11 protein-coding genes and 1 pseudogene are annotated in these 13,013 nt (G+C 57.0%); 10 read left to right on the top strand and 2 right to left on the bottom strand.

What is annotated here, in order from left to right:
* Nucleotides 1–80: 80 nt before the first annotated feature.
* Nucleotides 81–341: pseudogene (locus OHL16_RS20235) on the top strand (FAD-dependent monooxygenase); the annotation flags it as partial.
* Nucleotides 342–398: 57 nt separating this feature from the next.
* Here the strand turns inward: OHL16_RS20235 and OHL16_RS20230 are convergent.
* Nucleotides 399–629 (bottom strand): winged helix-turn-helix transcriptional regulator, encoded by a 231-nt coding sequence (locus OHL16_RS20230; protein WP_396127182.1) that lies wholly within the window; start codon nt 627–629, stop codon nt 399–401.
* Nucleotides 630–919: 290 nt separating this feature from the next.
* Between OHL16_RS20230 and OHL16_RS06250 the strand changes: the two genes are divergently transcribed.
* The 6 genes from OHL16_RS06250 to OHL16_RS06225 all read left to right on the top strand — a co-directional run bounded on the left by OHL16_RS06250 (nt 920) and on the right by OHL16_RS06225 (nt 7,020).
* Nucleotides 920–1,630, top strand: a complete 711-nt coding sequence (locus OHL16_RS06250) for a hydrolase (protein ID WP_263366254.1) — start codon at nt 920–922, stop codon at nt 1,628–1,630.
* Nucleotides 1,631–1,692: 62 nt separating this feature from the next.
* Nucleotides 1,693–3,528: an amidohydrolase gene (locus OHL16_RS06245; protein WP_263366253.1), complete on the top strand. Its 1,836-nt coding sequence runs from the start codon at nt 1,693–1,695 to the stop codon at nt 3,526–3,528.
* A gap of 51 nt (nt 3,529–3,579) precedes the next feature.
* On the top strand, nt 3,580–3,840 hold the full coding sequence (locus OHL16_RS06240) for a DUF1427 family protein (RefSeq protein WP_263366252.1): 261 nt from the start codon (nt 3,580–3,582) through the stop codon (nt 3,838–3,840).
* 74 nt (nt 3,841–3,914) lie between these two features.
* Nucleotides 3,915–4,850, top strand: a complete 936-nt coding sequence (locus OHL16_RS06235) for a VOC family protein (RefSeq protein ID WP_263366251.1) — start codon at nt 3,915–3,917, stop codon at nt 4,848–4,850.
* Between the two features lie 19 nt (nt 4,851–4,869).
* Nucleotides 4,870–6,288 (top strand): alginate export family protein, encoded by a 1,419-nt coding sequence (locus OHL16_RS06230; protein ID WP_263366250.1) that lies wholly within the window; start codon nt 4,870–4,872, stop codon nt 6,286–6,288.
* 24 nt (nt 6,289–6,312) lie between these two features.
* The gene (locus tag OHL16_RS06225; RefSeq protein ID WP_263366249.1) at nt 6,313–7,020 is read left to right on the top strand and encodes a YoaK family protein; all 708 of its coding nucleotides are present in this window, start codon (nt 6,313–6,315) and stop codon (nt 7,018–7,020) included.
* On the opposite strand, the gene OHL16_RS20225 is transcribed toward OHL16_RS06225, so the two are convergent.
* Entirely contained in the window at nt 6,952–7,425 is a 474-nt protein-coding gene (locus OHL16_RS20225; protein ID WP_396127181.1) for a transposase, read from the bottom strand. The genes OHL16_RS06225 and OHL16_RS20225 overlap by 69 nt on opposite strands.
* On the opposite strand from OHL16_RS20225, the gene OHL16_RS06220 reads away from it, so the two are divergent.
* From OHL16_RS06220 to OHL16_RS06210, 3 genes are all read left to right on the top strand, one after another.
* Nucleotides 7,405–7,656: a hypothetical protein gene (locus tag OHL16_RS06220; RefSeq protein WP_263366248.1), complete on the top strand. Its 252-nt coding sequence runs from the start codon at nt 7,405–7,407 to the stop codon at nt 7,654–7,656. The two genes, OHL16_RS20225 and OHL16_RS06220, sit on opposite strands and share 21 nt — an antisense overlap.
* A gap of 631 nt (nt 7,657–8,287) precedes the next feature.
* Nucleotides 8,288–8,431 (top strand): aldehyde dehydrogenase family protein, encoded by a 144-nt coding sequence (locus OHL16_RS06215; protein ID WP_263366247.1) that lies wholly within the window; start codon nt 8,288–8,290, stop codon nt 8,429–8,431.
* Between the two features lie 401 nt (nt 8,432–8,832).
* Nucleotides 8,833–13,013: choice-of-anchor D domain-containing protein (locus tag OHL16_RS06210; RefSeq protein WP_263366246.1), on the top strand; the 4,181-nt coding region annotated here is incomplete at its 3' end.

Raw genomic sequence — 13,013 nt, 5'->3', positions numbered from 1 at the left:
CCGGATTTCAAGCATGGGACCGCAGATATCGGATCAAGCTGAAAATGACCTGGATGGATCCGGTTGCATTGGAGGCTTAAATGGACACCGATGTTCTTGTCGTCGGGGCCGGCCCAACCGGACTGATGCTTGCTAATCAACTTGTTCGACGCAGTATACGCACCCTCATCATTGACAGACATGCTGCGCCATCGATTGAAACCCGAGCGCTGGGAGTGCAGGCGCGCACGCTGGAGATCTACTCGCAATTGGGAATCGTTGATCGAGCGTTGGAGCTTGGCAAACGCGGCACAGGTGGAAACATCTGGGCAGAGGGACAGGGGAGGGCACGCGTCGCTCTGAGTGACGCCGGAGAGGCAGCGACATCCCCTGGGGAATCTGCTTGCCTTCGTTTTTGCCTAAAGCAGATACTTCCGAGCCCAGGAATCGAGCTCCTGCAGAACAGGCCGGAGCTTTCGTCCGAACGCGGTCAGCGAGTATTCAACACGCACAGGCATTTCGGAGAACATCTCTCTTTTCACAAGTCCGTCCCGCTCAAGTTCTCGCAACTGCTGCGTCAATACCTTCTGCGAGATTCGAGGCATGCTTTGCCGGAGGATTTTGAACCGGAGCGGCTTTTCGGTGCCCATAAGCCACCAGAGAATGACTGGTTTCCAGCGGCCGCCAATCAGGACGAGCAGTTCCTCGATCGGACACATGCTGACAATACGTTTAGCGCTCACTTCAATTTTGGTGACCAGGTATCCATTTGGTTCCTGGTGTCCCCTTCGTAGTACAAAGTGATTTTGATCTTACATCGAAGAAAGCGAAATTTCTTGAACACGACAACACGTTTAGCAGCGGCGTAGCCACCTTTCGGATGTGTTGAAGGCGGAAACGTCTTACATAATCCATTCACCTCTAAGAGGAGAGAAAAGTCATGGTTCAGAACAGCGGTCCGGCAAAACGAAGTGAGAAGGGGTTGCTGACTCCTGACAATTGCGTTGTGACGCTCATCGATCATCAGCCACAAATGCTATTTGGGACCAGTAACTTTGACCGTCAGGGGATCATAAACAACACAGTGGCTCTTGCAAAAGCTGCCAGAGTGTTTGATGTCCCGGTCGTACTGTCGACAGTTGAAACAAAGGCGTTCAGCGGCAACATGTGGCCTCAGCTCCGAGCTGTATTCCCGGGCCGGGAGCCTATAGAGCGTTCATCGATGAACTCCTGGGACGACAAGAACTTCGTAGCGGCCATTGAAGAGACAGGGCGCAAAAAGATCGTGCTGGCTGGGCTGTGGACCGAGACCTGCGTGGCGCTTCCCACAGTGCAGGCGATCCACGACGGCTACGAAGTCTACGTGGTGGAAGATTGCTGCGGTGACGTGAGTCAACTCGCTCATGACAACGCTATGAAGCGAGTAATCCAGGCGGGAGCGAAACCCGTGACGTCACTCTCAACAATGCTGGAGTGGCAGCGCGACTGGGCTCACAAGGAAACTTACGACGCCGTGATGGACATTGTGAAGAACCATTACGGGGCTTATGGGATCGGAGTCGAGTACGTGTACACGATGGTACACGGCGCTCCCGCCACGAAATTCCCCGAATACGTAATTCCCGCCGCGCTCGCTGGGGCGCACAAGTAGGAACGAGCAGAGGGCAAGGGTCTTCTTGCCTTCTGGCACCACAGTCCTGTGAGGAAAATCTTATGGCAACGGATACTATCTTGCACAATGCAAAGATCGAGACGAATTCCACGCCTTCATTTGTTGAAGCTCTCGCGATTACAGACGGAAAGATCATCGCCACGGGCAACGAGCAAGATATCTTACGGCTGCGTGGCCCTGCGACCAAAGTGATTGATGCAAAGGGCCGAACCATCATTCCAGGCCTCAACGATTCCCACATGCATCCGATCCGCGGCGGCCTCAATTACAACATGGAGCTGCGCTGGGATGGTGTACCTTCGCTCTCCGATGCTCTGCGCATGCTGAAAGATCAAGCGGAGCGGACGCCCGCTCCGCAGTGGGTCCGAGTTATCGGCGGTTGGACGGAGTTTCAATTCGCTGAACGCCGCATGCCAACGCTCGATGAGATCAACGCAGTAGCGCCGGACACACCGGTCTTCGTGATGCATTTGTACGACAGAGCGCTGTTGAACGGAGCGGCGCTTCGTGCTGTGGGCTATGACAAGAATGCCCCAGACTTTCCGGCCGGTGAAGTTCAACGCGACCGTCACGGGAACCCCACAGGTCTTCTCATCGCGAAGCCGAACGCAAATATTCTCTACTCCACCCTCGCGAAGGGTCCGAAACTGTCGCGCGAGGACCAACTCAACTCTTCAAGGCTCTTTTTCCGTGAGCTAAACCGCTTTGGAATTACCAGTGTGATCGATGCGGGCGGCGGCTTTCAGAACTATCCCGACGACTACGCCGTTGTGAACGAACTGCACCGAAATGGAGAACTTTCCGTCCGGCTTGCTTACAACCTCTTCACGCAGAAACCGAAACAGGAACTGGCCGACTTCCAGAGCTGGACCAAAATGACAAAGCCCGGGGACGGCGATGATTTCTATCGCGTCAATGGCGCAGGGGAAATGCTAGTTTTTTCCGCTGCGGACTTCGAAGACTTTCTTGTCCCGCGGCCGGACATGGTTCCCGTGATGGAAAGCGAGCTGAATGCCGTCATTAGACATCTGGTAGAGAATCGCTGGCCATTTCGCTTGCATGCGACATACAACGAGACGATCGAGCGAGCTTTGAACGTCTATGAAGAAGTGAATCGAGAGATTCCGTTTGACGGCCTGCACTGGTTCTTCGATCACTGCGAGACGATTACTGATCGCAATATCGAACGTGTGAAAGCGCTGGGCGGCGGCATCGCGGTGCAGAACCGCATGGCATTCCAAGGTGAGTACTTTGTCGAGCGATATGGGGCGCAGCAAGCGAAGCGCACACCGCCGATACGGCGGATGTTGGAGATGGGTGTTCCCGTGGGAGCAGGGACCGATGCAACCCGCGTCTCAAGCTACAACCCTTACCTTTCTCTGTATTGGCTTATAACTGGCAAGACCATAGGCGGTCTTGGTCTGTATCCGGAAGAAAATCGGCTCGATCGGGCGGAAGCGCTGAAGCTTTACACCATGGGAAGCAGTTGGTTCTCCACGGAGGATGGTAAGAAGGGAGCGCTTGTTCCTGGGCAGCTCGCTGATCTGGCCGTTCTCTCTGCCGATTATTTCTCGATCCCGGAGGGAGAAATTAAAGATCTTGAATCGGTGCTGACCATCGTCGGTGGCAGGGTTGTGTACGCCACTGAAGAGCACGCAAGCCTTGCTCCTCCCGAGCTTCCTGTCAGTCCTGACTGGTCGCCTGTCGCGCATTATGGCGGCTATACCAAGGCTTCAAAATCACTGGCTGGAGCCTCTCATTCCGCCTTTTGCCAGCACTCAGAGCTGAGTCACGCGGAGAAGGGCCCAAATGGGCACGTTCGTGTATTCGGAAAATCCGGGCTTTGGAGTCTCGGCTGTGACTGTTTCGCGTTCTAAAACACAACCGGACGAAAGAATGGCCTGAAGAACTGGAAGGGAGAGCAACTGATGAAGGTACTGCTCATTTCATTTGCAGTAGGTTTGTTTGTCGGCATTTTGTACGGACTGATTCGCGTAAAGAGTCCGGCCCCGCCAATCGTCGCTCTGCTCGGCCTCCTGGGAATGGTGCTCGGAGAACAGCTCGGCGGTTGGATTCTTACGAAAAAAGTCAGCGTGACACATGCTGCATCCGTTTGTCTCGTGGGTAAGCATTGGGATCAGCGAGCAAATGTGCAATCTGTAGTATCAGTTCAGCCTCACGCGGACTGAAGAGAGTTCTCATCGTGCCAAATGAGCTGCGCGCCAACATCGTGTGATGCTGACCCCTCGAGAAAGGAGACTCAATGCGTATCACTAAATCCTTTGGCGTGATTGCCATCGCGATCTTTCTGAGTACGGGAATTGCTCGTCTGTTCCCGATGCGGAGCACCGCCCTGGCAGTCGTCGATGCTGCTACGGTTACGCCCAACGTGACCGTGGAGCCGCAATATGATACGACCCACGTCTACGTCGCGCCCGAGGACTTCGACCGCTTCGTCGCCAGCCTTGTAGCAACCTTCGGCGGGACCACATCCAAACAGGGCGTCTTCACCGTGACGCCAACTCCAAGCAGTACCATGTCACAACTCGTGTTGACTCCCGTGGGCAGCATTTCGGTCTTCGGCTTTAAAACACCGGTACCGTATCCGTTTGGAGCGGAGCGCACCGGCTATCTGGTGGCGGACATGGACGCGGCCATCAACGCAGCCCGGATGGCCGGTGCCGATGTTCTCGTCACTCCCTTCAATGATCCCATAGGAAGAGACGCTATTATCCAATGGCCCGGCGGCGTGAACACGCAGCTTTACTGGCACACAACCGCGCCCTCTTATAAAGCGCTTCAAACCATTCCGGAAAACCGTGCCTATGTCTCCCCAGATCGTGCAGCTGCATTCGTAGCGAGCTATGTTGCGTTCAGTCATGGCAGGGTTGTCTCTGATGATGGACATGCTCCCGGCATTGAGATCGGGAAGCCGGGCGAAACCTATCGGCGCATTCGGATCGAATCGGGTTTCGGGAAGCTAGTCGTGTTCGTGACGGACGGCCATCTACCTTATCCTTACGGGCGGGAAATCACGGGGTATGAGGTGCCGAACCTAACCGATACGCTAACGAAGGCCAAGGCTGCCGGGGTCGAGATTCTTGTTGCTCCCTACACAGCCGAGCGAACCTCTGCCGTTGTCCAATTCCCAGGCGGATACATTGCTGAGATCCACTCGATCACGGAAAAACCGAAATGATAGTTAAGCAAACACCTTGATGCGATTTTTTCCCATGCTGGCGGCAGTTGTGTTGCTCGTAACACGAACTCCTGTAGGGGCACAGTCCGTATCTTCTGCCATCCCGGACTCGCCTGACAGGAGCATCAAGTTATTGCGTGAGGACGAAGACTGGAGCTTTCTGGCTAATCCCGCCAACCGTCAGGATTTCTGGGACCCGCTCAAATTTATCCGGCTTCGAGGCGATAGCAGTGATTGGTTCATGACGATCAGCGGAGAAGCCAGGGAAGTATGGGAGCAGATCGGCAACGATTACTGGGGACAGGCTCCTTACTGGAATGGGTACCTGAATGAAAGGTACATGCTGGGTTTCGATATCCATTACGGAAAGCACGTTCGCACGTTTGTCGACTTTAAGAGCGGTATCAATTCCTTCCGGAATGGTGGCCCGCGTCCGATCGACGAAAAGAAACTCGACTTTCAAGCCGCCTTCCTGCAGGTTGGAACTGCAGAAGGTCAGAACTCGGTCGAGGTGAGGGCCGGAATACAGGAACTCGAGTACGGATCCGGACGGCTTATCGACGTTCGCGAGGGACCGAATGTCCGCCTGAGTTTTGCTGGTTTCCTGGTCAAAAGCAAAATCAATGAATGGCTGGTGGACGGATTCGCCATGCGTCCACGCCTGGACAAATTTGGTGTTTTTGACGATCAGCCAAACCACCAGGTAGGTTTCTGGGGCGTTTATGCTTCGCGACCCGCGCCGAAAACGTCAGTAGAACTGTACTACCTGGGGTTGGATAGAAAGCAAGCCACATTTCAACGGGGCACCGCTCAGGAAGTACGTCACTCCATCGGCGGACGGCTCTCGCGTCCCATTGCGACCGAGCGGCCCGGTTGGGACTTTGACAATGAAGCTCTGTGGCAGTTCGGCACGTTTGGTTCGGGAAATATTCGAGCGTGGACGGTTGCTACAGAAACCGGCTATCGATTTACAAGTAGGCCATTGAAGCCGCGTCTTAGCGTGAAGGCCGACATCTCAAGCGGCGATCATCCAGCCACGAGTACTCTGGGCACGTTCAATCCTCTCTTCCCAAAGGGAGACTACTTCGGCGTCTTGGCTACGACCGGACCAGGCCCAATCAACTTTATAGATGTTCATCCTCACGTCGAGATAGCACTGCCTCACAACGTCGCTGCCTCTTTTGATTGGATCGTGCAGTGGCGAGAGAGTCTTGACGATGGCATCTACAACGTACCGGGAAGCCTGATCCGTGCCGGCAATGCAAGCGAGGCGCGTTATGTCGGACATAGGCCGGGCACGCAGATTCGCTGGCAGAAGACTCGTCACCTATGGTTTCAGGGTGACTACGGAATCTTTTATGCGGGCAGTTTCCTGAAGGAGACGCAACCTGGGCGCAACCTCAACTACTGGGCTTTGTGGACCGGCTACAAGTTTTAGTCTGACGAGCAGAGGTCTTGATTTATGTGGAAAGCGCTGACTGCGGACTCAATCCTCCCATATGCGCTGCTTGGGATGACCGCCGTTACCGGTCTTGTCGATGCAGTGAGCTTCCTTTCTCTCGGGCATGTATTCACAGCAAACATGACTGGAAACATCGTTCTTCTTGCATTTGCGAGTACGGGTGTACCTCAGGTGTCCCTGGCCGGTTCAATCACTGCTCTCTTGGGGTTTCTTGCAGGCGCCGCGGTTGGCGGTCGCATCATGGCTGGCGCAAGCGCAGTGGCGCAGCTTCGTGCCGCGAGTTCGGTTTTTGCATTGGAGATTGTTTTCTTAGTCGGGGCAACTCTGGCCGCACTTGGCTATAGTGTCGTTTCATCTCCGCATTTCCTACGGCTTTACGCGATGATCGCTTTCACAGCCATAGCGATGGGGATGAGAAATGCCGCCGTACGTAAGTTAGCCGTTCCAGACCTGACAACGACAGTGCTGACGTTGACCATTACGGGCCTTGCTGCGGATTCGTCCCTGGCGCGCGGAACCAATCCCCGTTTGCAGCGGCGAATTGCAGCGGTGGTGGCGATGTTTGCTGGTGCAGCGTTAGGCTCGATAACCCTAAGGCACTCCGTCTTCATGGCTCTCGCTTTTTCCGTCGTACTGTCGTCACTTTGTAGCCTCGCGTTGCTGATATCGTCGCGGTTGCCTTGCGCAAGAAACGCAGAAAAGGACTAGAAGTAGTCTCATAGATGTCTCAAGAGAATCAACCTGCATCCGAGTTGAACCATTCCGAGAAAGTTGTCCGCATGGCGTCCCCAGCGGCTGCAGATACGGCAGTAGTTCTTCAGCCAGGCAAAACAGCCGCTCGGCTTTCCAACGCCGGCGGTAGCGGCGCAGTGGCTGTCCAACCTGAGTTCGCTTTCGCCTGCGGCGATTGGGCACAAGCAATTCGATGCTGTGCTCCTGGCGCAGCCGTTCATCCAGCCGATCGCTATCGTAGGCACGGTCTGCAATCAACCGTTTCGGCAATCCACCGACGTGGCGTTGACTGAGTGTGTCTTCGACCAGCGTGGACTCATTCGGTGAAGCGCTTGTAACCCGCACGGCGATAGGAAGACCATGGCCGTCCGCGATTGCCATGATCTTGCTCCCTTTGCCACAGCGTGTTGGACCAATGCGATCGCCCCTTTTGGCCCCCGCGAAGGAGACGTCGATGAAGGCCTCTTCCAGCCCGAGTTCGCCTCGGGCCAACAGGTCTTCGCAGAGCGCCCACAATATGCCGTCCAGCACCCCCGCCCGCTGCCACTACGTGACCCCGCGTTGCGAAGCCGTCTTGAGTTGCAGGCTCTGTCTAATAGCCTGCAACTCTAGTACCCCATACTTTTTCCCCGGGGTACGTGATGATCGATAAACTCGACCTCCGAATTCCCCGGAGAGTAGGTTTCACATCCGAATTTGACCGCCTCTGAGAAGAGCCCCTTCCGCCCCTCGAAGTATTACGAATTTGCCGGTGATCTCAGGGAGTACGGCCATGATGCGCGGCTCAACATGTTTTGCCGAATGCACAAGAGCGGAGATCACAAGATCGAGTTGTTTGACGTTGGCACAAAATCAAAGTCAGAAATCATCGAGGAAATAGTGAGAATCTTTGATTTCAATCCGTACAGATCAGGGATAATAACGGCGCTGATTCGCAGCCCGAGATGGTCTTTCTGGTTGTTCTTCGTGGTCGAGATGTCGTTGTCCAAGAACATCGAGTAACAACTATAACCTGTCCACATTCTCGGCAATCGTGAAGCGACACACCTCAGTAGACCGAGTTTCCGGTTAGCCGGTAATAGGCCCGGTACTGAGGATTGCGCCATTCAATGGTTCGATCCGGCACTAGAGGCTCGAAGTACGCGATAGTTCACTTTTGCCGACACTCAGGGAAACATCTCGCGCCGTTTGGCCGTTAGGCGAAATCATCTCTTGGGGAGTGTCCGCGCCCAGATGACTACCCATGGTAGCCAGCGACCCCCGCCTCCCCTTCGGAGGAATCGAACACTCAGGCTACGGCCGCGAACTCTCCGCCGCCGGAATGCGCGAATTCCTGAACGCCAAAACCGTAGTCATAACCGCCCCACCCAGCAACGAGATCCGATAACCCCCCTATTTTGCAATTAGTTGCAACTTTTGGGTGATGACACGATGTGACGCCGTTTTGTAGCCTAAAAACGCTCTTACTTCTCAAGATTCAAATACTTCACAGTGTAAGGATATTCCGGTTTGTTCTGTAATCTCTGGACAGCTCGGTTCCTCTGCAGGCTGTCGAAGAGAAAGTTTTGCATGTCTGTCGTGCTTCGTCGGTTTGTCTTCGGCCTGGGGAGGACACCTCTTCGTCTCTGGATTCCTCTCAGTTAATCTCATCTAATCTCATCCACTTTTTCCCCTTGGGGGTAAGGGCACCCGTTGCGGCCAGCAGATGGCCGGATAGCCACTCTTGTTCGCTTTCGTACAGTGATTTACTCAACCGCTTCAATGCATCTTTTCAGGAGATCTACAGTAATGTTGTTTTCCGCTGCCTTTGGCACTTCCCATGTCTCGCCCAGAGTAGCTTCCCGAGTGGTTCCCAGCGACAGCCAGGCGGCTGCGCTGGAGGATCGGTACATCAAAGAGGCCCCACGCAGAAAGAAGCTTATTCGCTGCGCGTTGTTGGCCGTGGCGACTCTGTGCCTCAGCGCCGTAAGCGGATTCGCGCAGACGGCGAACTTCACCTACACACAAAGTACGGTCTCGACAAGTGGACTGAACAGTCCCGGTGATGTAGCTGTGGACGGCAGCGGCAACATCTACATCGCGGATACCTATAACCACCGGGTGCTGAAGGAGACGCTCTCCGGCGGCAGCTACACCCAGAGCACGATCGGGAGTGGACTGAGCTATACCTGGGGTGTAGTTGTTGACGGCAGCGGCAACGTCTACATCGCGGATTCCGCTAACAACCGGGTGTTGAAGGAGACGCTCTCCGGCGGCAGCTACACCGAGAGCACGATCGGGAGTGGGCTGAACGGTCCCGGTGGTGTAGCTGTTGACGGCAGCGGCAACGTCTACATCGCGGATACCGCCAACAACCGGGTGGTGAAGGAGACGCTCTCCGGCGGCAGCTACACCCAGAGCACGATCGGGAGTGTACTCAACCGTCCCAATGGTGTAACTGTTGACGGCAGCGGCAACGTCTACATCGCGGATACCTTAAACAACCGGGTGTTGAAGGAGACGCTCTCCGGCGGCAGCTACACCGAGAGCACGATCGGGAGTGGACTGAACAATCCCGGTGGTGTAGCTGTTGACGGCAGCGGCAACGTCTACATCGCGGATACCCACAACAGCCGTGTGCTGAAGGAGACGCTCTCCGGCGGCAGTTACACCCAGAGTACGATCGGGAGTGGACTGAATGCTCCCTTTGGTATAGCTGTTGACGGCAGCGGCAACGTCTATATCGCGGATTCCGGCAACAACCGCGTGGTGATGCTGCAGCCCGGCGGAGTCAACTTCAATACGGTTGCGGTGGGCAGCACCAGCGCCAGCCAGAGCCTGAGCTTTACCTTCACCGCCAGCGGTACGCTGGGAGCTTCGCCTTACGCGGTACTGACCATGGGAGCTGCCGGCTTGGACTTCCAGGCTGCCACCAGCCAGCCTGCCTCGGCCTGCGTCTCGGGAACCACCTACAACGCCGGCAATACCTGCACGGTCGACGTGACCTTCAATCCCACGCTCACCGGCCCCCGTTACGGCGCAGTGGTCCTCTACGACGGCTCGGGCAACGTCATTGAGACGGGCTATGTCTACGGAACCGGATCGGGACCGCAGGTCAGCTTTACGCCGGCTACGCAGAGCGCGATCGTGAGCGGACTGAGCCATCTCGCAGATGCAGTATTGGACGGCAGCGGCAATGTCTACATCGTGGATAGCGGCAACAACCAGGTACTGAAGGAGACGCTCTCCGGCGGTACCTACAGCCAAAGTGTGGTCCCGACAAGTGTACTGGTCAATCCCTTTGGTGTAGCTGTTGACGGAAGCGGCAACCTCTACATCGCGGATACCTATAACAACCGTGTTCTGAAGGAGACACTCTCTGCCGGAGGCAGCTACACCGAGAGCACGATCGGGACTGGACTGAATGGTCCCTTTAAGATAGCTGTGGACGGCAACGGCAACGTCTACATCGCGGATTACTACACCAACCGTGTTCTGAAGGAGACCCTCTCCGGCGGCACCTACACCCAGAGCACGATCGGGACTGGACTGAGCGGGCCTATAGCTGTAGCTGTGGACGGCAGCGGCAGTGTCTACATCGTGGAGTTTACAGGCGGCGGCCGTGTGCTGAAGGAGACGCTCTCCGGCGGCAGTTACACCCAGAGCACAATCGCGAGCGGACTGACCGGTTCCCGTGGTGTAGCTGTGGACGGCAGTGGCAACGTCTACATCGCGGACGGCTACAGCAGTGTTCTGAAGGAGACGCTCTCCGGCGGCAGTTACACCCAGAGCACGATCGCGACCGGACTGAATGGTACCTTTAGTGTAGCTGTGGACGGCAGCGGCAACGTCTACAGCGTGGATCGCAACGACAACCGCGTGCTGAAGTTGGATTACGCGGATGCTCCGAGCCTGAGCTTTGCAACGACGGCTGTGGGGCAGACCAGCAGCGACAGCTCCCAGACGGTGACGCTCACCAACATCGGCAACGCAGCGCTCACGTTCCCGGTACCCGCAACGGGCCTTAACCCCAGCATTGCAGCCGGATTCACGTTCGGAAACAGCTCCACCTGCCCTCAGCTCTCGTCGAGTTCGAGCGCGGCGACGCTGGCCCCTGGCGCATCCTGTACGAACCTGATCAGCTTTACGCCAACTGCGGCCGGCTCCGTCAGAGGTTCGCTGGTGATCACAGACGACCACCTGAACGCAGCGGCTCCCGGCTATGCCACGCAGATCATCCCGCTGAGCGGAACGGCGACACAGGCGCTGACCGCGACGCAGGCCATTGCCTCGACAACGTTGACGGTGAACCATGCGGCGACGCCGTTCACCCCGGTGACTGCTTCCGGCGGTACGGGAACCCTTACCTACAGTGTGTCGCCTGCACTGCCCGCCGGACTGAGCTTTAGTTCGAGCACAGGAGCAATTACGGGCACACCCACGGTAGCAAGCGCAGCAGCGACGTATACCGTGACGGTGACGGATGCGAACAGCGCGACGGCGACGGCGAACTTCAGCCTGACCGTCATCGCACAAGCCGTGACGATTAGCTTCACCGTTCCTAACCACACCTACGGCGACGCTCCGTTCACGGTGAGCGCCACCTCCAACTCCACGGGAGCCTTCACCTACTCGGTCGTCTCGGGCCCGGCAACGATCGCGGGTTCAACCGTGACGCTGACAGGCACAGGAACGGTGGTGCTGCAGGCCTCCGAAGCAGCCGACGCGAACTATGCTGCTGGCACGCAGAGCGCGACCTTCACGGTCGCAGCGGGCACTCCGACGATCACTTTCACCGTTCCTAACCACACCTACGGTGACGCTCCCTTCACGGTGAGCGCCACCTCCAACTCCACCGGAGCCTTCACCTACTCGGTGGTCTCGGGCCCGGCAACGGTCGCGGGTTCAACCGTGACACTGACAGGCGCGGGAACCGTAGTGCTCCAAGCCTCCGAGGCAGCAGACGCCAACTTCGCTGCTGGCACGAAGAACGCGACCTTCACGGTCGCAACGGGCACCCCGACGATCGCTTTCACCGTTCCCAACCACACCTACGGCGACGCTCCCTTCACGGTCAGCGCCACCTCCAACTCCACCGGGGCCTTCACCTACTCGGTGGTCTCGGGCCCGGCAACGGTCGCGGGTTCAACCGTGACACTGACAGGCACAGGAACCGTAGTACTGCTGGCCTCCGAGGCCGCGGACGCCAACTTCGCTGCTAGCACGAAGAACGCGACCTTCACGGTCGCAACGGGCACCCCGACGATCGCTTTCACCGTTCCCAACCACACTTATGGCGACACTTCCTTCACAGTGAGCGCCACCTCCAGCTCCACCGGAGCCTTCACCTACTCGGTAGTCTCGGGTCCGGCAACGGTCTCGGGTTCGACGGTCACTCTGACGGGCGCAGGAACGGTAGTGCTGCAGGCCTCGGAGGCAGCGGACGCGAACTTTGCTTCTGGCACGAAGAGCGCGACCTTTACGGTCGCATTGGCTACCCCGACAATCAGCTTTACGGTTCCCAACCACACCTATGGCGATGCACCGTTCACGGTCACCGCCTCCTCCAACTCCACCGGAGCCTTCACCTACTCGGTGGTCTCGGGTCCGGCGACGGTCTCGGGTTCAACCGTGACACTGACAGGCGCGGGTACGGTAGTTCTAAGTGCCAGCCAGGTCGCCAGCGGAAACTTTGGCCCGGCGACTGCGACCCCCAGCTTCACTGTGACCCCAAGCTTTACGCTCTCCTCTGGCTCGGGGACAGGTTCCAGCTCTGGGACTGCGACCGTGGCCCCGGGGGCAGCAGCGACCTTCACCCTTACCTTCTCCCCCACCGGCGCAGCAACCTTCCCCGATGCGTTGACGTTGAGCGCAAGCGGTCTGCCCAGCGGAGCAACCGCGACCTTCTCGCCGGCAACGATCGCGGCGGGCAGCGCGGCAACGCCGATCACACTCACCATTCAGACCAGCACGCAGACCGCCTTCAATGA

Origin of the sequence: Edaphobacter bradus, from assembly GCF_025685645.1 — a bacterium.
GTDB lineage: Bacteria > Acidobacteriota > Terriglobia > Terriglobales > Acidobacteriaceae > Edaphobacter > Edaphobacter bradus.
Note: the sequence above shows the minus strand (reverse complement) of the source record. Positions and strands in the feature narration are given on the sequence as shown.